Genomic DNA, 22,739 nt, shown 5'->3' with positions numbered 1-22,739 from the left:
ACCTCTCCCCCACCACCACCCTCAGCGGAGGCGCTTCGCGCCGCTAGATTGGATATATGCCCGACATGCGGCTCAGCGACGCCGAGCGTGAAGAGGCGATCGAGGCGCTGTCCGAGCACGTCCGCACCGGGCGGCTCGACATCGATGAGTACGGCACCCGTTCGGCCAAGGTCACCGCGGCCAGGACACGCGGGGACCTGGCGCCGCTGTTCGAGGACCTGCCGGAACCGCAGCCCAGTGTGCTGAGGGCGAGACCGGTGCCCGCGCGGCCCGCCGCGCCCGCACGCCGGTTCAGCGTCGGCGCCGTTCCCATCGCGGCGATCATCGCCCTGCTGCTGTTCTTCACCGTGGCCCGCGGATTGTGGCTGGTCTTCCTGATCCCCGTGGTAGTCGCGTTCGTCTACGGAGCGAGGTCCCGTTAGCCCCATGGAACCAGTGGAGATCAACGCGGGCGAGTACTACCTGCGCCAGTTGCGTGCGGACGAACGCCTCGACGACCGGCCCGCGCTGATCGAGGCGTTCGCGGACGAGGAACACTCGCGCTACATCGTCAATTACAACGTGCGCAACCTCGCCGAAGCCGGGCATTACGTGTGGCAGCGGACAGTCCAGTGGCGTCATGACGAGCGCTGTTCGTGGGCGATCGCCGAGCCGACGACAGGCGCGTTGCTCGGTGAGGTCGGGCTCAAAGAGCTGGATTTGGACGGCGGCCGCGCCGAGGTCGCGCTGTGGGTGCATCCGGCGGCGCGGGGCCGCGGCATCAGCGTCGTCGCGGTCAGCTCGGCGGTGCGTTTCGGGTTCGGCGCGCTCGAGCTGCGGGAAGTGGTGTATCGCCACCACCCGGAGAATTCCGCGTCCGCGGCGGTGGCGAAGCGTTGCGGGTTCACCCAGATCGGTCTCAGCGAAGACGCCAACCAGCCCGGCCAGCAACTGGTAACTTGGGTACAGACCTGAACAATGGGAATTCGACCGATTTCGCATTGTGCCGGGTGACACAATTCGTTTCGCGATGTCCGATGTTGTGATGACCTGAAATCCATAACCTTGCTTCAGCGCCGAACCGGGGGAAACATGGGCGACTCGAGTCTGTTTCTGACACGCATCCTGGACGTGCTTTGCGAGGGCGGCGACAGGATCGCCTTTGCCCATCGCAGCCGGTCGATGACCTACCAGGAGACGTTCGACACATTGAGACGGCTGCACACCACGCTGAAAAACGAAGGCGTCACCCCGGGGGAAACAGTCGCAATAATCGGCGGAAACATGCCGGAAACAATTCTCCTGCAAATCGCGGCCCAGTTGCGCGGGGCGCGGGTGGTGCACCGGGACGACGTGGCGTGCGGTGACGGCGTCGATGCCGACCACGTGCTTTCCTCGGACCCCGACTGCGGGCCGCTGGTGAAGGGCCGCGGCACGAACGTCGTCGAGAGCGACATCGTGATGCCGCGTGCGGTGGAGACTTTGTTCCCCACCGCAGGCGAGAGCGTCATCTCGCTGAGCGAGGAATACGAGGAGATGGCGCGCACCGTCACGCCGCATCCGGATGGTCCGCAGCAGGTGCTGCTGATCGCCCCCATGTCACACCCGATCGGCAACCGGATCACCCTCAAGGCCCTCCTCGCCGGTGACACGGTGCTCCTGCACGAACACGCCCCGGAAACGGTGCCGAGCGCAGCCCACTGACGGCGCCCCGCCGCCCCACCACCCTCACGGTGTCAGCGCGACAGCCACCACACCGGCACAGCGGTCCTCAGCCGACCGGCTCGGTCAGCCGTGCCCGGGCCTCCGGCGCCGATGAGCGGCGGGCGTCCGCTGCTTCGTCGTTCGGCTGGGTCTGGGAGTCGCGTTCGGCGGCGACCCTCGCCGTGTAGACCTCGACCTCGTGCTCGATCGTCGCGTCCGACCAGCCCAGTGCCCGGCCCATCAACATCGCGACCTGCGGCGCGCAGTCCACACCGCGATGCGGGTACTCGATGGAGATCCTGGTCCGCCGCGCCAGCACGTCCTCCAGGTGCAGCGCTCCCTCGTGGCTTGCCGCGTACACGGCCTCCACCGCGAGGTAGTCGGGCGCGTTTTCCAGCGGGCGCAGCAACTCCGGCTGCTCGTCGGCAGCGGCAAGCACCTCGTGCACGAGCGAGCCGTAGCGGTCGAGCAGGTGCCGCACCCGGTACGGATGCAGACCGTGCTGCGCGGCCAGGTGGTCGGCCTGGTTCACCAGCGCGTGGTACCCGTCGGCACCGATCAGCGGGACCTTGTCGGTGATCGACGACTGCGGCCTGCCCGGCAGGTCCACGGCGGCGGCGTCCACGGCATCGGCGGCCATCACGCGATACGTCGTGTACTTGCCGCCCGCGATCGCGACCAGGCCCGGCGCCACCCGCGCCACCGCGTGCTCCCGTGACAGCTTCGAGGTCTCCTCGCTCTCCCCCGCCAGCAGCGGCCGCAGCCCCGCGTACACGCCTTCGATGTCGTCGTGCGTGAGCGGTGTCGCGAGCACCGAGTTGACGTGCTCGAGGATGTAGTCGATGTCGTGCTTCGTCGCGGCCGGGTGCGCCAGGTCGAGGTTCCAGTCGGTGTCAGTTGTCCCCACGATCCAGTGATTCCGCCACGGGATCACGAAGAGCACCGACTTCTCGGTCCGGAGGATCAGCCCCGACTCCGACACGATCCGATCCCGCGGCACGACAATGTGGACACCTTTACTCGAACGCACCCGGAACCGGCCCCGGCTGCCGGAAAGGCGCTGCAGCTCATCGGTCCACACACCGGTGCAGTTGATCACCACATTGGCCTGGACCTCTGTCTCCCGGCCGTCCTCGACATCCCGAACCTGCACCCCCGACACCCGGTCGGCCTCGCGGAGGAACTGCACGACCTGGGTGGACGTACGCACCACGGCGCCGTAGTGCGCCGCCGTGCGGGCGACCGTCATCGTGTGCCGAGCGTCGTCGGCTTGTGCGTCGTAGTAACGAATCCCGCCGATCAGGGCGTTCCCTTTGAGCGCGGGCACCAACCGCAACGCGCCGGCGCGGGTCAGGTGCTTCTGGCCGGGCACGGACCGCGCGCCGCCCATCGTGTCGTACAGGAACAGCCCCGCCGCGGTGTAGGGCCGCTCCCACCCGCGGTGCGTCAGCGGGTACAGGAAGCTCACCGGCTTCACCAAGTGGGGCGCCAGCTTCGTCAGCATCAGCTCGCGCTCGTGAAGCGCCTCACGGACCAGCCCGAATTCGAGCTGTTCGAGATATCGCAACCCGCCGTGGAAGAGCTTGCTCGAGCGGCTCGACGTCCCTGAAGCCAGATCGCGCGCCTCCACCAGCGCCACCCGCAACCCGCGCGTCGCGGCGTCCAGCGCCGTGCCGGTTCCTACGACGCCCCCACCGATCACCACGACATCGAACTTTTCTTCGGTGAGCCGCCGCCAGGATTCCTCACGCGCGGCCGGCCCCAGTTCCGCCTCAGTCACTCCGGCTTCCCTTCTCGCGGGTGTCCTGCCGACCCAAGCATGGCACGTTCGTGCGGGTCAGACCGGCCGGCAACTTGTCCAACGTATAAACGTGCACCACCATGAAGTTCTGGAGGCGAAGTTGCCTCGGAACCGGAGGTGCGCCATGAGCGATCAGGTTTCTCATCGGCAGTCGGCGGCGTGGGCCCGCATGCGACAGAACACCGGTGGAGAATTGCTTGCTGAATTTCTCGGGACCGCAGTCCTCATTCTTCTTGGTTGTGGTTCGGTCGCTGTCGCGGTCGCCGGCCTGCCTGGTTCGGGCCGACAGGTGGTTGATTTTGGGCCTTCCAACTGGCTGATCATCGCGTGGGGCTGGGCTTTCGCCGTGATGTTCGGCGTCTACGTAGCCGGCGGTGTCAGCGGTGCACACATCAACCCCGCCGTGACGCTGGCGTTCGCGCTGCGGCGCGGATTCCCGTGGCGGAAGGTGCTGCCGTACTGGGCGGCCCAGCTGCTGGGCGCGTTGGCGGCGGCAGCGGTGGTCTACGCCGTGTACCACGATGCGATCAATGCCTTCAACGCCGCACAGCGTCCGCCGCTGTCGCGGCCGGACTCCTTGTCGACGTTCGCCATCTTCGCTACTTTCCCGGCCAAATACTTCGGGAACGGGGTGTGGGGACCGTTGCTGGACCAGATCGTGGGCACGGCCCTGCTCGTCGGTCTCGTCGCCGCGCTGATCGACAACCGCAACCAGGCACCGCGAGGGAATTTCGCCCCCGTCACGATAGGGCTGGTCGTGGCCGGGATCGGGCTGTCGTTCGGCACCAACGCCGGATACGCGATCAACCCGGCCCGTGACCTGGGGCCCCGCCTCCTGACCCTCTTCGAGGGCTGGGGCAACAAGGCGTTCCCGGGGAACGGTGACTGGTTCAGCAACTATTGGTGGATCCCGATAGTCGGGCCCCTCGTCGGCGGGGTCGTCGGGATCTTCGTGTACGACCTGCTCATCGGTCAGGTATTGGCAGCACGGGAAGAAGCACCGGCGCCTGTGCCGCCGGAGCCAGGGCGGGTTCCCTCCGACGAGTCCGCGGACTGAGCCGGCACACTTCAACGAGCCCAAGGAGGGCACCATGCCGAGTTCCTATGTCGCCGCCATCGACCAGGGAACGACCTCGACCCGGGCAATGATTTTCGATCACTCGGGCCGGGTGGTCGCCTCCGACCAGCGGGAGCACGAGCAGATTTTCCCGAAGGCCGGCTGGGTCGAGCACAACGCCGAGGAGATTTGGGAAAACACCCGCACGGTCACCGGCGGCGCGCTCGCGAAAGCGGACCTGAATCCGACGGACATCGTCGCGGTCGGCATCACCAACCAGCGCGAGACGGCGCTGGTGTGGGACCGCAAAACCGGCAAGCCGGTATACAACGCGATCGTCTGGCAGGACACGCGAACCGACAAGATCGTCGACGAGCTGGGCGGGCTCGGCGGTGGGCAGGAGCGCTACCGCGACAGGACCGGACTGCCGCTCGCGACGTACTTTTCGGGGCCGAAGGTCAAGTGGATCCTCGACAACGTCGAGGGCGTCCGTGCGCGGGCCGAGGCGGGTGATCTGCTGTTCGGCAACATGGATACCTGGGTGCTGTGGAACATGACGGGCGGCCCGGACGGCGGTGTGCACGTCACCGACCCGACGAACGCCTCCCGCACGCTCCTGATGGACCTGGACACCCTGAGCTGGAACGAGGACAACGCCGCCGACATGGGGATTCCGATGTCGATGCTGCCGGAGATCCGGTCCTCGTCGGAGGAGTACGGCCGGGTCCGGGAACGGGGTGTGCTGGCCGGGGTCCCGATCGCGGGGATCCTGGGTGACCAGCAGGCCGCGACGTTCGGGCAGGCGTGCCTGTCACCGGGCGAGGCGAAGAACACCTACGGCACGGGCAACTTCGTGTTGCTCAACACCGGCACCGAGAAAGTCATGTCGCAGAACGGTTTGCTGACCACGGTCTGCTACAAGATCGGCTCGAACGACACGGTGTACGCGCTGGAAGGTTCGATCGCGGTCACCGGCTCGCTGGTGCAGTGGCTGCGGGACAACCTGGGCATGATCAGCACGGCCGCGGAGATCGAGGAGCACGCGCGCACGGTCGAGGACAACGGTGGTGCGTACTTCGTGCCCGCGTTTTCGGGTTTGTTCGCCCCGTACTGGCGCTCCGACGCGCGCGGCGTGATCGTCGGGCTGACCCGGTTCGTCAACCGGGGGCACCTGGCGCGCGCCGTGCTGGAGGCGACGGCTTTCCAGACGCGGGAGGTCATCGAGGCCATGAACGCCGACTCCGGCGTGCCGTTGAAGTCGCTCAAGGTGGACGGCGGCATGGTCGTCAACGAGCTGCTGATGCAGTTCCAGGCGGACATCCTCGGTGTGCCCGTGATCCGGCCGGTGGTGAACGAAACGACCGCCCTCGGCGCCTCCTACGCGGCGGGGCTCGCGGTCGGGTTCTGGGAAGGCGAGGATGACATCCGGAACAACTGGGCCCAGGACAAGGAATGGACCCCGGCGATGGATGAGCAGACCCGCGAAGCCCAGTTCCACAACTGGAAGAAGGCGGTGACGAAGACCTTCGACTGGGTCGAGTGACCCCTCGCCGGGCGGACCCCCTTCGGGCGGCTTTGCGCCCGAAGGGGGTCCGCTGGGGGCAGCCGGTAGTTGGCCGCGGTGGCCTGGTTTTGGCTGAGCGGCGCGGTCTTTCGGTGCCGTGCGGTTCCAGGGCGGCGCGGTTTCGGTAGCCGCGCGGTCTTGGCGGCCGTCCGGCACGGTTTCGGCCGCGTGGCAGGGTTTCGGCGGAGTGCGCAGTTTGGCGGCTGCCGTACTCCGTCGTCGGCGGCGTTGCCCGGTTCGGTCGCGGTGCGCGCAGCGGCGCCGCGTTGCCTCGACGATGCCGCGCGCTGCGGCGGCGTTGCCCGGTCCGGCGGCGTTGCACGATCCGAGGGCGCCGCACGGTTCGACGGTGTCGCGCGGTTCGATGGGGCTGCGCGGTCTCGGCGCACCGCGGTTCGGTGGCACTGCGTGGTTCAGCCAGCCCAAGCCGAGCGTCGGCCATGAGCGAAGCGGAGCGGCTTGTCGTGGCAGGGCTGTAGCTCATGCCACAGCGGGTCCGCTACACAAGCACGGCAACCCGCGAGGGCTCGTGCGGACTTCGTCTCCTCAGGAAGGCGCCCGTCTCATGCGACGGCGAGCAGGTCGCTCGCTTGCGGAAACAGGCACCCGCACGAGGGGCCCGGGCGATCCCGCGCGGAAACGCCGGCGCTTCATGCCCTCACCAAAAGGAGCCGCACCTTGCCAGCCACCGGGAGGGGCGAGACTTCACCCCATCCCGGGGTGGCAGGAGGCCTTCGCAGGAGCGGCGCGAGAACCCTCGCGGCAGGGCCGCAAAGTCGCCCGAGGCGCGGCGAGGTCCCTCACCGGAGTGGCGCGTCTCCCCCTTGCGGGCGGTCCGTTTTCTGTTGTCGGGCTTCGGTTTTCAGGCACCTCCTACGGCTCGAGAGAGCGACTGGGAAAACGTCCGGTCAGCTGTCCGCGGATACGGAGATCACGTTGAACGGGACGCCCTGGTCGTCTGCGACCTGTGCCATCCGCCCGTACGGCGAATCCTGCGGCGCGCGGAGTACGGAACCGCCCTGTTGGCCGATCTTTGCGACCGCCGCGTCGGTGTCCTTGACGCCGAAGTAGGTGTTCCAGTGTGCCGGGACCTCGGCGGGCACTTCCGCGGGCAACCCACCTATCCCGCCGATGATGTTGCCGTTCACCTTCGCCGTGGCGTATTGGAAGCCGCCGCCGGACATGTCGTCGTATTCGTAGCCGAAAACGCTGCTGTAGAAGGCTTTTGCGGCTTCGAAATCGCGCGTCATGCACTCGTTCCACACCAGTGTGCCCGCCACGTTCGCGATCTGGATACCCGTCGTGCGCCCTGCCTGCCAGATACCGAACGCCGCACCCGTCGAATCGAACGCCATCGCCATCCGGCCAGCCGGACCCACATCGCCCGGCGGCATCAGCAGCCGGCCCCCCGCGGCGGTGATCTTCTGCGCCGTCGCGTCCGCGTCGTCCGTGGCCAGATATGTCGTCCACACCGACGGCATCTCTTCCATCCCCGGTGGTTTCGGCCCGATCGCCGCCGCGCCTCTGCCTTCCACCTGTGCGATCAGATAGCCGCCGTACTCCCCACCCTGGTCGATCAAGTTCCACCCCAGCAGCGGGCCGTAGAAATCGGCCGCACGCTTGGGATCGGGCACCATCACGTCAACCCAGCACGGGGTACCTTCTGGCCACGGAGTGTCGCGAATGGTCATGGTCTGACCTCCTGTTTCGTCGATTTGTGCTGCGGGCCACAGTGTGGCACCACCCACCGACAAAAACAGGCCGAGCAGACTCGGACGGGTCAATCCAAATCGTCGTGCCGCATCAACTGGCGGCCGGCCTCCGTGATCGAACCCGACAGCGACGGGTACACCGAGAACGTCAGCGCCAGATGTTCCACCGTCAGCTGGTTCTGCACCGCGAGCGCGATCGGCAGGATCAACTCGCTCGCGGACGGCGCCACAACCACACCGCCCACGACCACGCCCGTCGCCGGGCGGCAGAACAGCTTCACAAAACCGTGACGTAGCCCTTCCATCTTGGCTCGCGCGTTGGTCGCCAACGGCAACATGACGGTCCGGGCAGGCACCTCGCCCGAGTCGATGGCCTGCTGCGAGATCCCGACCGTGGCGATTTCGGGGTGGGTGAACACGTTCGCGGCGACCGTCTTGAGCTTGATCGGCGCGACACCCTCACCGAGCGCGTGCCACATCGCGATCCGGCCCTGCATGCTCGCGACCGACGCCAGCATCAGCACCCCGGTGCAGTCACCGGCCGCGTAGACGCCCGGCACGCTGGTGCGCGACACGCGATCCACGGTGATGAACCCGCCAGGCCCCGGCTCGATGCCGACCCGGTCCAGGCCGATGTCCTGAGTGTTCGGGATCGACCCGACGGTCATCAGCGCATGACTCGCCTCGATGACCCGACCGTCGGCCAGGTGCACCGCCACGCCCTTCTCGGTCCGCTCGACCCGTTCGGCGCGCGCACGCTTCGCCACCGCCGTGCCCCGCTGCGAGAACACCTCTTCCAGCACCGCGGCGGCGTCGGCGTCCTCGTGCGGCAGCACGCGGTCGCGGCTGGACACCACGGTGACCTTGACGCCCAGCTCGGTGTAGGCGGAGGCAAACTCGGCGCCGGTGACCCCGGACCCGATCACGGCGAGATGCTCGGGCAGCTCCCGCATGTCGTAGAGCTGCCGCCAGTCGAGGATGCGCTCGCCGTCCGGCACCGCGCCGGGAAGCACCCGCGGGGTGGCGCCGGTCGCGATGAGCACGACGTCGGCGTCGAGCACCTCGGGGTCACCGGAACGCGGCGTGACCAGCACCTTGTGCTGGGCAAGGCCCGGCTCCGCATCGTGGAACCTCGCCTCGCCGATGATCACCCGCACGCCTTCGCGCTGGACGCGCGCCCGGATGTCGGCGGACTGGGCCAGCGCCAGGCCCTTGACGCGGCCGTGCACGGTGCGCAGATCGATGCTCGTGTCCGCCATGTCGGTGACCACGCCCAGCTCGGACAGACCGTGCATCGCGGCTCGGGCACCGGAGGAGGCGATGAAGGTCTTGGACGGGACGCAGTCGTAGAGCACGCAGGCGCCGCCGAGCCCGTCCCGTTCGACGATCGTGACGTTGGCTCCGTGCTGGGCGGCGACCAGAGCCGCCTCGTAACCGGCCGGGCCACCACCCATGATCACGATCCTGGTCACGTTTGTCCCCTCCTCGTCGCACTGCTCGTGTCCACCTTAGGAGGGCGTACCCGGAGTACGTCCGGTCGGGTGACTCGCCGGCGGCTACTCTCTAGCCGTGCCGTTGTATGCCGCTTATGGATCCAACATGGAACCCGCGCAGATGATGGAGCGCGCCCCGCACTCGCCGATGGCGGGCACGGGCTGGCTGGAAGGCTGGCGGCTGACCTTCGGCGGCGAAGACATCGGCTGGGAAGGCGCACTCGCGACCATCGTGGAGGACCCGGGCTCGCGGGTCTTCGTGGTGCTCTACGACGTCACGCCACTCGACGAAGGGCAGCTCGACCGCTGGGAAGGCGGCGAACTGGGGCTGCACAACAAGATCCGGCTGCGGGTGCAGACGATGGACGGTTCCGTGCTGGCGTGGCTCTACGTCCTGGACGCCTACGAGGGCGGCCTCCCGTCGGCGCGCTATCTCGGCGTGCTCGCCGACGCGGCCGAAGCCGCGGGCGCCCCCACCGACTACGTCGACGATCTGCGCACCCGCCCCTGTCGCGGCATCGCGCCCTGAGCGGGCCGGACTCGCGCGAGTCCGGCCCGCTGAACTCGTCAGGCGAGTGCGGTCAGCGCGGTGTGGACCATGCAGCGGACGCCGACGGGGAGGGCACGTTCGTCGAGCTGGAACGTCGGGCGGTGCAGGTCACGCATCTCGCCCTCACCGCTCCAGACGCCGAGGCGGAAGAACGCGCCCGGCACGTGCTCGAGGTACCACGCGAAGTCCTCGCCGCCGGACGACTGCTCCGTGCCGGTCAGCGCACGCTCGCCGAGCGCGGCTTCGACACCGGCCTGCAGGAGCGCGGTGCTGTCCTGGTCGCCGACGAGCGGCGGCACCCCGCGGCGGTAGTCGAGTTCGAACCCCACCCCGGTCGGCGCGAGCAGCGACTCGACGGATGACTGGACCAGTGGCTCCAGCGCCTTCCATACCTCGTGCTCGGCCGTGCGGAGCGTGCCGCGGAGCGCGCCGTCCTGCGGCACGGCGTTGGCCGCCTGACCGGCATGCACCGCGCCCCACACCAGCACCGTCGCCGAGCGCGGGTCCACCCGCCGGGACAGCAACGACGGCAACGACGTGATGACCACGCCGAGCGCGTGCACCAGGTCGGCCGTCAAGTGCGGCCGTGACGTGTGCCCGCCGGGCGAAGTCAGCCGCAACTCGATCAGGTCCGCGGCGGAGGTCAGCGCACCGACGCGCGAGCCGATCTGGCCGACCCGCACGCGCGGATCGCAGTGCAGCCCGAAGATGCGGTCCACCCCGTCGAGCCCACCGGCCTCGATCACGTCGAGCGCACCGCCCGGCATGACCTCCTCGGCCGGCTGGAAGATGAACCGCACCCGGCCGGGCAGCTCCGGCGCGGACGCCAGCGCCAGCGCGGCGCCCAGCACGATCGCGGTGTGCGCGTCGTGCCCGCAGGCGTGCGCCGCACCGTCCACAGTGGACGAGTAGGGCAGCCCGGTCGCTTCGGTGAGCGGCAGCGCGTCGATGTCGGCCCGCAGCGCCACGCAGGTGGGACCGGTGCCGACGTCGCACAGCACACCCGTGCCACCGGGCAGAATCCGCGGTTCCAGCCCGGCCGAACGCAGCACGGAGCAAATGAGCTCGGTCGTTCCGTGCTCGTGCCGCGAGAGCTCCGGGTTGGCGTGGATATGCCGGCGCCAGGCCACGAGGTCGGCGCCATGGTGCTCAAGCCACGAATCCAGCCAGAACGGCCCTCTCCCAGCACCGAGGTCGGTCACGGGTGCCATGCTGACGCCGTCCTCGGTGATCAGCGCGTCCGTTCCCCCAAAAGAGGCAGCGCGCTCGTCGCGGTTGCCGGGAAGCTCCCGCCGTGAGTCCAGCACGGTCACACCGAACCTCCAAATGCAAAAAGCGTGTAACCCATTTGACGCAATATTGCACGATGCAGGCGGCAACAAACCGCTCGCGTGGGGGACTCGGGACGGCCGGTAGTGGATCTGCGTTGAACGGCACAGGGTACTTCGGCCCACCTGTACTAATGGTGCCGCTTCACTTACCTTTCGCCTGGTCGGCGGACTTCTTTCGCTTCTTGCCGCGGATGCTGCGCCCCCACAGGACGATGCCGAGCAGCACGGCCGCGACGACCCCGACCACGATCTTGCTCTTGGTCTTCTGCGCGTTCGCCCGCGCGTTGTCAGCAGGGTCGATGACCGGGCCTGGTTGCGCCTGTGTGACGACCGGTTGCACGGCGGGTGCCGGGGCCGAGACCGCGGCCGGCGCGGCGACGGCCAGCACGGTGGGTGCGGTGAACGACAGCAGCACGCCGAGCATCAAGGCGGCCAGCACACGACGCGGCTTTGTCATCTTCCCGGCCTTTCCCTCGGCACCGGGGACAAGTCTGTCATGGTCTGGACGAAAACGCGTCCAGAATGCGCTGTGCCGCGAGGGTGGCGGTGAGCTCGCCGTCGCGGACGGCCTGTTCGACCTCCGGCACGATCGAGCGCACCCCGGGATGATCGGCGAGGCGCCCGAGCAACTGCTCCCGCACCATCGACCAGGTCCAGTCGACCTGCTGCTGCTTGCGTTTGGCGTCCAGTTCCCCGGATTCGAGCAGCTGCGCGCGATGCCGTTCGATCTGCTGCCAGATCGTGTCGAGGCCGATGTCGTTGAGCCCGCTGCAGGTCAGCACCGGTGGTGTCCACTCCGCGTCCGGCCCGTAGATCATCCGCAGCGCCCCGGCCAGCTCTCGCGCGGCCCGTTTCGCGTCGCGTTCGTGCTCGCCGTCGGCCTTGTTCACCGCGATCACGTCGGCGAGTTCGAGCACACCTTTCTTGATGCCCTGCAGCTGGTCGCCGGTGCGGGCCAGGGTCAGGAACAGGAAGCAGTCGACCATGTTCGCCACGGTCACTTCGGACTGGCCGACGCCGACGGTCTCCACCAGCACGACGTCGTAGCCGGCGGCTTCCATCAGCACGATCGTCTCGCGAGTCGCCCTGGCGACGCCGCCGAGCGTGCCGGACGTCGGTGAGGGGCGAATGAACGCCGCCGGGTCCACCGCGAGCCGCGCCATTCTGGTCTTGTCGCCGAGGATGCTGCCGCCGGTGCGGGTGGACGACGGGTCCACCGCGAGCACGGCGACCCGGTGCCCGGACTCGGTGAGATCGGTGCCGAGCTGATCGATGAAAGTCGACTTGCCGACTCCGGGCACGCCCGTAATGCCGACGCGGCGCGCACCGCCCGCGTGCGGCAGCAGCTCGATCAGCAGCTCCTGCGCCTGCCGGCGGTGATCGGCGCGATTCGATTCGACCAGCGTGATCGCCCGCGACAGGGTGCCCCGGTCTCCCGCGAGCACGCCCTTCGCGTAGGCGCCGACGTCAACGGAACGAGCCACTCAGGCCTGCTCCAGCTGGTCGAGCAGGTTCAGCGCCGCGTCCGCGATGACCGTGCCCGGCCCGAAGATCGCGGCCGCGCCCGCGGCACGCAACTCGTCGTAGTCCTGCGGCGGGATCACGCCACCGACGACGATCATGACGTCCTCGCGGCCGAGTTTCACGAGTTCCTCGCGCAGCGCGGGCACGAGCGAAAGGTGCCCGGCCGCGAGCGAGGAAACGCCGACCATGTGCACGTCGGCCTCGATGGCCTGCCGCGCGACCTCGGCCGGGGTGGAGAACAGCGGACCGACGTCGACGTCGAAACCGAGATCGGCGAACGCGGTGGCGATCACCTTCTGGCCGCGGTCGTGCCCGTCCTGCCCCATCTTCGCGACGAGGATGCGCGGGCGGCGCCCTTCGGCCTCGGCGAACTTCTCCACCCGGGCGCGCACCTTGTCCACGTTGGCGGTCTTGCCGACCTCGTCCCGGTACACGCCGGAAATCGTACGGATCTGGCCCGAATGCCGCCCCCACACCTTTTCCAGCGCTTCGGAAATCTCACCGACCGTCGCCTTGGCGCGGGCGGCGTCGACGGCGAGTTCGAGCAGGTTCCCTTCCCCGCCGGCCGCCGCGGTGAGCCGGCGCAACGCATCCTCGACGGCGCCCGCGTCCCGTTCTTCGCGCAGCCGCCGCAGTTTCTCCAGTTGCTGGGCACGCACCCCGGCATTGTCCACTTTGAGCACTTCGACTTGCTCGTCCTCGGTGAGGCGGTACTTGTTGACACCGATCACCGGCTGCCGCCCGGAATCGATGCGGGCCTGCGTGCGGGCCGCGGCTTCTTCGATGCGCAGCTTGGGAATTCCCGCGTCGATCGCGCGGGCCATCCCTCCGGCGGACTCGACCTCGTCGATATGCCCCCACGCCTTGCGTGCGAGGTCGTAGGTCAGCCGCTCGACGAAAGCGCTGCCACCCCACGGGTCGATCACGCGCGTGGTGCCGGATTCCTGCTGCAGCAACAGTTGCGTGTTGCGCGCGATGCGTGCGGAGAAGTCGGTCGGCAAGGCCAGCGCCTCGTCCAGCGCGTTGGTGTGCAAGGACTGGGTGTGCCCCTGGGTCGCGGCCATCGCCTCGACACACGTGCGCACGACGTTGTTGTAGACGTCCTGCGCGGTCAGCGACCAGCCCGAGGTCTGGCAATGCGTGCGCAGGCTGAGCGACTTCTGGTTGCCCGGCGAGAACTGCTTCACCAGCTTCGCCCAGATCAGCCGGGCGGCACGCATTTTCGCGACTTCCATGAAGAAGTTCATGCCGATGGCCCAGAAGAACGACAACCGCGGCGCGAACTTGTCGATGTCCAGCCCGGCGTCGAGGCCGGCGCGGATGTACTCGACTCCGTCGGCGAGCGTGTACGCCAGTTCGAGATCGGCCGTCGCCCCGGCTTCCTGCATGTGGTAGCCGGAAATGGAGATCGAGTTGAACCGCGGCATCCGCTGTGAGGTGAAGGCGAAGATGTCGGAGATGATCCGCATCGACGGCTGCGGCGGGTAGATGTAGGTGTTGCGGACCATGAACTCCTTGAGGATGTCGTTCTGAATGGTCCCGGCGAGCTGTTCGGGGGCGACGCCCTGTTCCTCGGCGGCGACGATGTAGAGCGCCATCACCGGGAGCACCGCACCGTTCATGGTCATCGACACGCTCATCTTGTCCAGCGGGATGCCGTCGAACAGCTGGCGCATGTCGTAGATCGAGTCGATCGCCACGCCCGCCATGCCGACGTCACCGGCGACGCGCGGGTGGTCGGAGTCGTACCCGCGGTGGGTGGCCAGGTCGAACGCGACGGAAAGCCCTTTCTGCCCGGCCGCGAGATTGCGCCGGTAGAAGGCGTTCGACTCCTGCGCGGTGGAGAATCCGGCGTACTGGCGGATGGTCCACGGCTGCGTGGTGTACATCGTCGGGTACGGCCCGCGCAGGAACGGCGCGACACCCGGATAGGTGTGCAGAAAGTCCACATCGGACAGATCGTCGGCGGTGTATACCGGTTTGACGCCGATTCCCTCCGGCGTCTCCCAGGCCAGCGCGTCCGGGCCCTTGCCGGTGCTCGCATGCAGCGCCTCGGCCCACTCGGCCTGACCTGCAGGCTCGGGAACACCCAGCTCGATGTCCGTGAAATCGGGGATCGTCATCACTTGACTCCCAGCGTGTCCAGGGTGCCGGTCAGCACGGCGAGCGCATCGCATCCAATGTGGACGAACCCCGTCACGTCACCGTATGACTCGTCCGGTTTTCCGGCCAGTAGCACGGCTTTCGCGCCGGCTTCCCGCAGTCCGGCGACGACCTGACTCGCCTGCTCGCCGTACGACCGGTCACTGCCGCACAGGCAGGCGACGGTCGCGCCGCTTTCGGCGAAGGCGGCCACCGGGTCCTGCACCGCGCCCGGGTTGACCGGCTCGATTCCGCCCGCCTGGAACAGGTTCGACGCGAACATCGCCCGCGCGGTGTGCGCGGCGAGCGGTCCGAGCGTGGCGAGGAAGACCTTCGGTCGGTCACCGTGCTCAGCCAGGTAGGCATCCGAACGGTCACGCAGCTGCTCGAATGGCTCGGCATAGCGGTGCCGCGGCAATCCACCATCCACAATAGACGGATTGGCCGGGCGCTCGACAGGTTTCTCGGCCAGCAGGGGAAATTCGCTGACGCCGGTGATCGGGTCCTTGCGGGTGGCCAGCCGCCGCGCGCGCTTTTCCCACGTTCCGGCCAGCCTGTCGCGAACGAAACCGGAGTCGAGAGCGGCCTCGATGCCGCCATGACGCTCGATTTCGGTGAACTCGCGCCACGCGGCGTTCGCGAGCGCATCGGTCAGGTTCTCGACATACCAGGAGCCACCGGCCGGGTCGATCACGCCGGCCAGCCGGGATTCCTCCAGCAGGATCGCCTGCGTGTTGCGGGCGATCCGCCGGGCGAACGCGTCCGGCAGGCCGATCGCGGAATCGAACGGCAGCACGGTGACCGCGTCGGCGCCACCGACACCTGCGGCGAAGCAGGCGACCGTGGTGCGCAACATGTTCACCCACGGATCGCGTTGCGTCAGCATCGCGGGCGAGGTGACGGCATGCTGTTTCATGCCGCGTGCGGTGCCACCGGAAACCTCGGTGACCCGCGACCACAACCGCCGTGCGGCACGGAGTTTCGCGATCGTGGCGAACTGGTCCGCCGTGGCGGCGAACCGGAATTCCAGCTGCGCGGCGGCGTCGTCGACGCTCAGCCCGGCGGCGGTGAGCGCACGCAGGTACGCGACACCGGCCGCGATCGCCGCACCCAGTTCCTGCGCGTCCGAGCCACCGGCCTCGTGGTAGGGCAACCCATCGGCGACGATCGTGCGCAGCTTCGGATGCTTCGCCGCGAACCGCGCGGCGACTTCCGCGGCGGGGGCCAGCTCGTGCGCCGTGCCGGTGCGCGCGTGCAGCCCGACCGGGTCGATGCCGAGATTGCCGATGACCTCGCTGTCCGGGATGTTCTTCTCGGCCGGCAACGCCAGCAGAGCCTCTGCCGCCGCTTCGTACTCCGCGCCGGCTTCAAGCACTACCGGAGCGAGATCGAGGTACACCCCGTCGAGTGCGTCAGCCAGCGACGACGGCGGGACAGCGCGTAACCACACGGAACTCGCGCCGTTCTCCAGATCCGCGAGGATGGCCCGGTTGTCCGCGCTCGTGTGCAGGACCCGGATATCCCAGCCGGTCCCCTCCGGCCTGCCACCACGCACGAACGGCGCCAGCCCGGGAAACCCGGCGGGCACCGTCTCGTCGTCGGCGGTGTAGAGGGGCTGGATCTCGATGCCGTCGTAGGTTTTGGTGGCCAGCAACCTTTCCGGCGCACCGTCGAAGTCCTCCGGCAGCGCCCCGCTCTTGCGCAGCACCCCCGCGACGAGCTCCTGCCAGCCGGCGCGCTCCGGCGTGTCGAACTCGGCGGCGAGCGCCAGCTCATCGGGCCCCGCAGTCCCTGCCTGACTCATACTCATCGATGTTAGGGGGGTACTCAAGGCGGCAAGTGTGAGCCTGCTCGCGGTTACTTCAACCGCCATCAGCCACAATATGCGTGTGCCCGCCGACAGTGAGGATTCCCGTGTCGTCGCCGGACGTTACCGGCTGCGATCGGTGCTGGGTTCGGGCTCGATGGGGACGGTCTGGTCGGCCTACGACGAGTTCCTGCAACGTCCGGTCGCCGTCAAGGAAATCCGCCTGCCGCCCGGGGTGAGCGCGGGCCAGGCGGACGAACTACGCGAGCGCACCTTGCGCGAAGCCCGTGCGATCGCGGTGCTTTCCCACCCGAACGTGATCATCCTGCACGACGTCGCCCGCGAGGACGGCGAGCCGTTCGTCGTGATGGAGCTACTGCCCTCGCACAGCCTGGCCGAGCTGCTGCGCGAGCACGGACCACTGACGGTCGAGCAGGCCGCCGCCGTCGCGGACGCCGTCGCCGCGGCGCTCGAGGCCGCGCACGCGGCCGGCATCACCCACCGCGACGTCAAACCGGGCAACGTACTGGTCGCCGACGACGGCCGGATCAAACTCACCGACTTCGGCATCGCGCGCAACGTCTCCGAAGCGACGATGACCCGCACCGGGATCGCCCTGGGTTCACCGGCTTACATCGCGCCGGAAGTGGCGTCCGGCAAGGCCGTCACGCCGAGCGCGGACCTGTGGGGCCTCGGCGCGACGCTGTTCAACGCCATCGAAGGCCACCCGCCGTACGACGCCGACGGCGACCCGCTGGAGACGATCGGCAAGGTCGTCAAGGGCGAGGTGCCCCGGCCGTCGCCCGGGCCGCTCTCGCACATCATCACGGGGTTGATGGCGAAGGAGCCACGCGACCGGATCTCGCTGCGCGAGGCCCGCCAGCAGCTGTACCCGTGGCTCACCAAGGCCCCGCGGGTGCTGTTCAGCCCCGAAATGTTCCAGCAGGCAAAGGGACAGCGCACCGAGGCGACCGACACGCGGGAAATCTCGCCCGCACCGGCGCCTGCGTTGGTGCGGTCCCCGGACTCGAGCCAGGCGCTCGCCCTCGACCCCGGCCCGCTCCCGTTCGCGCCCGGCCCCGCCACGAAACCCGTGCCGGCCGGTCGCGGCGTCACCGCGACGGCGGTGCTGACCAGCGTCGCGATCCTGCTGTTCTTGATTTCGGCGGCCGGCGGGTTCGTCGCGGCGCGGGTGATCGGCGCGGAACCGGTCATCCCACCCGCGCGGCAGAGCAGCTCGGCCACCGTCGAACCGCCGCCCACGAAATTCGAACGCCGCACCGGTGACGCGTCGAGTGTGCGCGGCCAGGACGCGACGTTCTCGGTCGAGGCACCACAGGACTGGACCAGGTTCACCGGTTCCGGCGTCGGAGACGGGCTGCCGCCCTCGACGCTGGTCGAGTGGGTTTCCCCGGACGGCGCCCAGATGCTGGCGGTCGATCACATCGCGGGCTACTTCCCGGGCTACGCGATCGACCAGTACCTCAAGGGGCTTGCCTCCAGCCGTGGATCCAGCGCGTACAGCCAGGTGCGCCCGGCCGAGCGGCTGACCGACGGCCGGGACGGCTACTCACTGACCTACCGCACGTTCGACAAGGGCAGCGGCAGCCAGATCAGCCGCACCACGTTCGCCGAAGTCTTCCGGAACGGTTCGAGCCTGTGGGCGGTGAGCGTGACCGTGCCGACCGAGCAGGAGAACAGTGCGCGCACCGAGCTGTACGAGCGGATGGTGCCGACCTTCTCGATCACGGGATGAGCCCCGGTCAGCAACTAAGCTCGCCGCATGAGTGAACAGGACCTCGCCGAGGCCGCCGCCACCACCATCGCCGAGCGCACCGGGCATGCGAAGCACGACATCGCGGTCGTCCTCGGTTCGGGCTGGCGGCCCGCGGCCGACGTGATCGGCGGCGGCGACGCGGAAATCCCGGTCGGAGAGCTGCCCGGGTTCGAGAAGCCCGAGGCGATCGGTCACGGTGGCACGGTTCGGTCGGTCGGGGTGAACGGCAACCGGGCGCTGGTCTTCCTGGGCCGCACACACCTGTATGAAGGCAAGGGTGTGGGGCGGGTCGTGCAGAACGTGCGGACGGCGGCGGCCGTCGGTGTGCGGGCGGTGCTGCTGACGAACGCGGCGGGCGGCCTGCGCGAGGATTTCCAGGTGGGGCAACCGGTGTTGATCTCCGACCACCTGAACCTGACCGCGAAATCGCCGATCACGGGTGCGAACTTCGTGGATCTGGTGGATCTGTACTCGCCCCGGCTGCGGGAGGTCGCCCGCACGATCGACCCGGACCTGGCCGAAGGGGTTTACGCCGGGTTGCCGGGGCCGCATTTCGAGACCCCAGCCGAAATCCGGATGCTGCGCACGCTCGGGGCCGACCTGGTCGGCATGTCGACGGTGCTGGAGGCGATCGCCGCTCGCGCCGCCGGGATCGAGGTGTTCGGGTTGTCGCTCGTGACGAACCTGGCCGCGGGCATGACCGGTGAGCCGCTGAGCCACGTCGAAGTGATCGAAGCCGGTCGCGCGTCGGCCGAGCGAATGGGCACGCTCCTGCGGGAGCTGGTGGCGCGGGCGTGACCGACCGCCTGCGCGCGCTCGCCTGGATCGCCGGCGACGTCGAGGCCGGCACCCGGCATGAGCTGGAAACCGTGCTGGCGCAAGCAATGCGTGGCGGACCCGGTGCGGTCGTGGACCTCGAGGACCGGATGCGCGGCCCGCTGACATTCGGCACGGCCGGGTTGCGTGGACCGGTGCGCGCCGGGCCGAACGGGATGAACACCGCGGTCGTCATCCGCACGACCGCCGGGGTGGCCGCCTGGCTTTCGGCGCACGGCAAGGCCGGTGAGACGGTCGTCGTCGGCCGCGATGCCCGGCACGGGTCGGAACGTTTCGCGTTGGCGGCGGCGGAAGTGCTGGCCGCAGCCGGGTTCGACGCACGGCTGCTGCCCGGTCCGTTGCCGACGCCGGTACTGGCGTTCGCGGTGAAACACCTGGGCGCGGCGGCGGGTGTGCAGATCACGGCGTCGCACAATCCCCCGGCGGACAACGGATACAAGCTCTACGACGACAGTGGTTCGCAGATCGTGCCGCCGTCGGACGGGGAAATCGAGGCGGCGATCGCGGCTGCCCCCGTCGCGCGAGAGGTGGCCAGGAAACCCGGGGTTCCGGTGCTCGGCGAGGAAATCGTCGAGGATTACCTGGCGCGGGTCGCCACGATCCCGCCCGCAGGCGCGCGGACGCTGCGGGTGGCCGCGACGGCGCTGCACGGTGTCGGCGCGGATGTGGTGCAGCGGGCACTGGCCGGGGCCGGTTTCACCGATGTGCATCTCGTGGCCGAACAGTCGGTGCCGGACCCGGACTTTCCCACGGTGTCGTTCCCGAACCCGGAAGAGCCTGGCGCGACTGATTTGTTGCTCGCGCTGGCCGCGGATGTCGAGGCGGATCTGGCCATTGCGCTGGACCCGGACGCCGACCGGTGCGCGCTGGGCGTGCGGGACCGGGGCCGTTCGTGGCGGATGCTTCGCGGGGACGAGGCGGGGGTGCTGCTCGGGGAGCATGTGCTGTCGACGACTTCGTCCGAAGATCCGCTGGTCGCGACGACGATCGTGTCGTCGTCGATGCTGAGCCGGATCGCCGAGGCGCACGGCGCGCGGTATGCGGAGACGTTGACGGGTTTCAAGTGGCTCACGCGCGCGGGCGCGGGGCTGGTGTTCGCCTACGAAGAAGCGCTCGGGTTGTGTGTGAACCCGGACTTCGTGCGGGACAAGGACGGCATCGCGGCAGCCGTACTGGCGTGCGATCTCGCCGCGACGTTGCGTGCTACGGGTCGGTCGCTGCTGGATGTGCTCGACGAGCTGGCTAGGCGCCACGGGGTGCATCTGACGGACCAGTTGTCCCTGCGGGTCACGGATTTGAGTGTGCGGGGTGAGGTGCTGGACGCCGTGCGCCAGTCCCCACCGACGTCGCTGGCCGGCGTGCCGGTGTCGACGGAGGACCTGCGGCCGGGGACCGATGCGGTCCGGATGTCGGGTGCCGGTGTGCGAGTGGTGATCCGGCCGTCCGGGACCGAGCCGAAGTTGAAGACGTATCTGCAGACCGTCGAGCCGGTGGCGGTTTCCCTCGACGAGGCGAAGGCCGTCGCGGCGGACCGGCTGGCGGCACTTCGCGCGGATGTCGAGGCGCTGCTGTCGAAGCACCTGCCATAGCAGGCAAGGAAAACGGCCTAGTGAGGCTCGACAGCTTGCGGGCGGGCGACTCCGGAGCGTCCTCTCGGGCTGCGCTGGCCGGTGAGGTATTGCTCGAGTCTTTCTCGGCGTCCGCGAAGGCGTTGTTCTTGGTCCAGCAGATTGTCGCGGACGTGTTGTACCTGTGCCATCAAGTCAGTGCACGCAGCTTGGTCGTGGCCCTCGGTGATGCACGGCATGATGTCACGCAGGATCTGGGAGGAAAGGCCGGCCGCGAAGAGGTCTTGGATGAACTCCACCGTCTCGATTGCTTCAGGCCCGTAAGCGCGGTATCCGTTGGCGAGGCGCTGGCTGTGGATCAGTCCTTGCTCCTCGTAGTACCGCAGGGCTCGCGTGCTGACCCCGGTGGCGTGGCTGAGTTCTCCGATACGCACGATGCTCCACTTCTCTCTCGCTTGTAGTCGCGCGCCTGTCGATACAGCCTTGACCTTAACACTGACGTCAACGTCTACGTTGGGTGTCATGACAACCGCATCACAAATGAAGAACCGCTACGCACTCATCACGGGAGGGTCGAGCGGCATTGGTGCGGCGATCGCCGACGAGCTCGCCGGATATGGAGCAAACCTGGTGCTCGTCGCACGCAACGCTGAACAGTTGGAAGAGACTGCCGCCGGTTTGCGTGAACGGCACGGGGTCACGGTGCTGAGCGTGCCGTTCAACTTGGCCGAGGAGGGCGCACCCAGCCGCCTGGTAGAGGTTGTGCAGAAGGCCGGCGTCGAGGTGGAGATGTTGGTCAACAACGCCGGGATGAGTTCCTTGGCGACGGTGGCCGACAGCGACCCGGCCACGCTGCGTCGACTCGTCGACCTCAACGTCGGCGCACTCACGGAGCTGACCGCACTGATGGTTGCGAAGATGGTTCAGCGTGGCCACGGTTCCGTCATCAATATCGCCAGCACCGGGGCCTACACCCCCGCCCCCCATGTGGCTGCCTACGCGGCCTCGAAAGCCTACGTACTTTCTTTCACCCAAGCCGTGTGGGCCGAGACCAAGGCCAGCGGCGTCAGGGTCGTAGCAGTGAGCCCGGGACCGACGGAGACACCCATGAACTCCCGACCGGGCCGCGGGAAGCGGCAGCCGGCACAGGTCGCCCGCACCGCGCTGACCGCCTTGGCTGGAACCAAACCTGCCGTCGTCGACGGCGGCGGCAACAAGACCACCGCCTTCGTGATCCGGATGCTGCCGCCACGGCTCATGGCCACTGTCGCGCTGAGAGCGATGGCCCGAAGCCACTGATCCAGTACCGCCGCTATCAGCCGGCCTGGTTGTGATGTTCGATTTTGCCGTTGGTTTCTGGGCGGGTTTTCTTACCGGTGATGCCGAGTTCGGTGCAGGCGTGGGATCGGTAGGCGGTTCGTTGTCGGACAGGACGCGTTCGCCGCGGGAGTGGTCGTCGATGACGGTGTGCACGAACGCTGTGCCCAGCAACGGGCATGCCGAGCCGGCCGGCGATCTGGATTGGGCCCTACCGGTGACGCCACCGCAGTCGCACGACCCGCCGCACCATGCCGGGGCTGGTTTTGGCCGGGCTGTGGTGCGGGCGTGAGCTGCGATCGGCCATCCCGGCCGGACCCTCGGCGAGGTAACGGTCGGCCCACTTACGGGCGGTGCGGGCCGACACCACCTCATCGACTCAAGTGTCAGAAATGCCTCGAGGCCCTGGGGGATCCTGTTGTCAGGTTTTCCCAGGGCCTCGAGGGCTTGAAAAGAAGTTCGGCGGTGTCCTACTCTCCCACACCCTGGCGGGTGCAGTACCATCGGCGCTGGTGGGCTTAGCTTCCGGGTTCGGAAAGGGACCGGGCGTTTCCCCACCGCCAAAACCACCGAAAC

The 22,739-nt window shown here is 68.5% G+C and carries 19 protein-coding genes, 1 rRNA gene and 1 pseudogene; 10 read left to right on the top strand and 11 right to left on the bottom strand.

Annotated features, from left to right (window positions below; all coding sequences use genetic code 11):
• Positions 1-65 precede the first annotated feature (65 nt).
• The 3 genes from GKO32_RS36145 (at position 66) to GKO32_RS38255 (ending at position 1,683) form a co-directional block, all read left to right on the top strand.
• Complete coding sequence (locus tag GKO32_RS36145; RefSeq protein ID WP_154761415.1) at positions 66-422, top strand: DUF1707 SHOCT-like domain-containing protein; 357 nt, start codon at positions 66-68, stop codon at positions 420-422.
• Between the two features lie 4 nt (positions 423-426).
• Positions 427-954, top strand: coding sequence for a GNAT family N-acetyltransferase (locus GKO32_RS36140; protein ID WP_154761410.1), 528 nt, complete (start codon positions 427-429; stop codon positions 952-954).
• Positions 955-1,071: 117 nt separating this feature from the next.
• Positions 1,072-1,683: an AMP-binding protein gene (locus GKO32_RS38255; protein WP_166459838.1), complete on the top strand. Its 612-nt coding sequence runs from the start codon at positions 1,072-1,074 to the stop codon at positions 1,681-1,683.
• Positions 1,684-1,750: 67 nt separating this feature from the next.
• On the opposite strand, the gene GKO32_RS36130 is transcribed toward GKO32_RS38255, so the two are convergent.
• Positions 1,751-3,463, bottom strand: a complete 1,713-nt coding sequence (locus GKO32_RS36130) for a glycerol-3-phosphate dehydrogenase/oxidase (protein ID WP_312869191.1) — start codon at positions 3,461-3,463, stop codon at positions 1,751-1,753.
• Positions 3,464-3,608: 145 nt separating this feature from the next.
• Between GKO32_RS36130 and GKO32_RS36125 the strand changes: the two genes are divergently transcribed.
• Positions 3,609-4,541: an MIP/aquaporin family protein gene (locus tag GKO32_RS36125; protein ID WP_154761409.1), complete on the top strand. Its 933-nt coding sequence runs from the start codon at positions 3,609-3,611 to the stop codon at positions 4,539-4,541.
• Positions 4,542-4,575: 34 nt separating this feature from the next.
• Complete coding sequence (glpK, locus tag GKO32_RS36120; RefSeq protein WP_154761408.1) at positions 4,576-6,084, top strand: glycerol kinase GlpK; 1,509 nt, start codon at positions 4,576-4,578, stop codon at positions 6,082-6,084.
• A gap of 929 nt (positions 6,085-7,013) precedes the next feature.
• Here glpK and GKO32_RS36115 read toward each other — a convergent pair.
• Together GKO32_RS36115 and GKO32_RS36110 are read right to left on the bottom strand one after the other, a co-directional pair.
• The gene (locus GKO32_RS36115) at positions 7,014-7,796 is read right to left on the bottom strand and encodes a VOC family protein (RefSeq protein ID WP_154761407.1); all 783 of its coding nucleotides are present in this window, start codon (positions 7,794-7,796) and stop codon (positions 7,014-7,016) included.
• An 89-nt stretch (positions 7,797-7,885) separates the two neighbouring features.
• The gene (locus tag GKO32_RS36110) at positions 7,886-9,289 is read right to left on the bottom strand and encodes an NAD(P)H-quinone dehydrogenase (protein ID WP_312869190.1); all 1,404 of its coding nucleotides are present in this window, start codon (positions 9,287-9,289) and stop codon (positions 7,886-7,888) included.
• 97 nt (positions 9,290-9,386) lie between these two features.
• On the opposite strand from GKO32_RS36110, the gene GKO32_RS36105 reads away from it, so the two are divergent.
• Positions 9,387-9,839 carry a gamma-glutamylcyclotransferase family protein gene (locus tag GKO32_RS36105; protein ID WP_312869189.1) on the top strand — a complete coding sequence of 151 codons (453 nt, stop codon included), beginning with the start codon at positions 9,387-9,389 and terminating at the stop codon, positions 9,837-9,839.
• Between the two features lie 38 nt (positions 9,840-9,877).
• On the opposite strand, the gene GKO32_RS36100 is transcribed toward GKO32_RS36105, so the two are convergent.
• The 5 genes from GKO32_RS36100 to GKO32_RS36080 form a co-directional block, all read right to left on the bottom strand.
• On the bottom strand, positions 9,878-11,173 hold the full coding sequence (locus GKO32_RS36100; protein ID WP_312869186.1) for an amidohydrolase: 1,296 nt from the start codon (positions 11,171-11,173) through the stop codon (positions 9,878-9,880).
• 160 nt (positions 11,174-11,333) lie between these two features.
• Positions 11,334-11,648 (bottom strand): hypothetical protein, encoded by a 315-nt coding sequence (locus GKO32_RS36095; RefSeq protein WP_154761404.1) that lies wholly within the window; start codon positions 11,646-11,648, stop codon positions 11,334-11,336.
• Between the two features lie 37 nt (positions 11,649-11,685).
• Complete coding sequence (gene meaB / locus GKO32_RS36090; RefSeq protein WP_312869184.1) at positions 11,686-12,675, bottom strand: methylmalonyl Co-A mutase-associated GTPase MeaB; 990 nt, start codon at positions 12,673-12,675, stop codon at positions 11,686-11,688.
• On the bottom strand, positions 12,676-14,838 hold the full coding sequence (gene scpA, locus GKO32_RS36085) for a methylmalonyl-CoA mutase (protein ID WP_154761403.1): 2,163 nt from the start codon (positions 14,836-14,838) through the stop codon (positions 12,676-12,678). It abuts the gene before it with no gap.
• Positions 14,838-16,661, bottom strand: coding sequence for a methylmalonyl-CoA mutase family protein (locus GKO32_RS36080; RefSeq protein WP_154761402.1), 1,824 nt, complete (start codon positions 16,659-16,661; stop codon positions 14,838-14,840). The genes scpA and GKO32_RS36080 overlap by 1 nt, the downstream gene beginning before the upstream one ends.
• Before the next feature lie 85 nt (positions 16,662-16,746).
• Here GKO32_RS36080 and GKO32_RS36075 point away from each other — a divergent pair, with 85 nt between their 5' ends.
• Genes GKO32_RS36075 through GKO32_RS36065 form a run of 3 tightly spaced genes read left to right on the top strand, consistent with a single transcriptional unit; the run spans position 16,747 to position 20,867 of the window.
• Positions 16,747-18,420, top strand: a complete 1,674-nt coding sequence (locus GKO32_RS36075; protein ID WP_312869183.1) for a serine/threonine-protein kinase — start codon at positions 16,747-16,749, stop codon at positions 18,418-18,420.
• 27 nt (positions 18,421-18,447) lie between these two features.
• Positions 18,448-19,239 carry a purine-nucleoside phosphorylase gene (locus GKO32_RS36070; protein WP_154761400.1) on the top strand — a complete coding sequence of 264 codons (792 nt, stop codon included), beginning with the start codon at positions 18,448-18,450 and terminating at the stop codon, positions 19,237-19,239.
• Positions 19,236-20,867 carry a phospho-sugar mutase gene (locus GKO32_RS36065; RefSeq protein ID WP_312869182.1) on the top strand — a complete coding sequence of 544 codons (1,632 nt, stop codon included), beginning with the start codon at positions 19,236-19,238 and terminating at the stop codon, positions 20,865-20,867. Before GKO32_RS36070 ends, GKO32_RS36065 begins: the two co-directional genes overlap by 4 nt.
• 17 nt (positions 20,868-20,884) lie before the next feature.
• On the opposite strand, the gene GKO32_RS36060 is transcribed toward GKO32_RS36065, so the two are convergent.
• Positions 20,885-21,370 carry a MerR family transcriptional regulator gene (locus GKO32_RS36060; RefSeq protein ID WP_154761399.1) on the bottom strand — a complete coding sequence of 162 codons (486 nt, stop codon included), beginning with the start codon at positions 21,368-21,370 and terminating at the stop codon, positions 20,885-20,887.
• On the opposite strand from GKO32_RS36060, the gene GKO32_RS36055 reads away from it, so the two are divergent.
• Positions 21,369-22,145 carry an SDR family NAD(P)-dependent oxidoreductase gene (locus tag GKO32_RS36055; RefSeq protein ID WP_154761398.1) on the top strand — a complete coding sequence of 259 codons (777 nt, stop codon included), beginning with the start codon at positions 21,369-21,371 and terminating at the stop codon, positions 22,143-22,145. The two genes, GKO32_RS36060 and GKO32_RS36055, sit on opposite strands and share 2 nt — an antisense overlap.
• A gap of 58 nt (positions 22,146-22,203) precedes the next feature.
• Here the strand turns inward: GKO32_RS36055 and GKO32_RS40720 are convergent.
• Together GKO32_RS40720 and rrf are read right to left on the bottom strand one after the other, a co-directional pair.
• Positions 22,204-22,533 (bottom strand): annotated as a pseudogene (locus GKO32_RS40720) (helix-turn-helix domain-containing protein); the annotation flags it as partial.
• Positions 22,534-22,620: 87 nt separating this feature from the next.
• Positions 22,621-22,737: ribosomal RNA gene (gene rrf / locus GKO32_RS36045) — 5S ribosomal RNA — on the bottom strand.
• Between the last annotated feature and the right edge of the window lie 2 nt (positions 22,738-22,739).

Source organism: Amycolatopsis pithecellobii, from assembly GCF_009707865.1.
GTDB classification, from domain to species: domain Bacteria; phylum Actinomycetota; class Actinomycetes; order Mycobacteriales; family Pseudonocardiaceae; genus Amycolatopsis_E; species Amycolatopsis_E pithecellobii.
The sequence above is the reverse complement of the archived record's forward strand: the minus strand, read 5'-3'. Positions and strand labels throughout refer to the sequence as shown.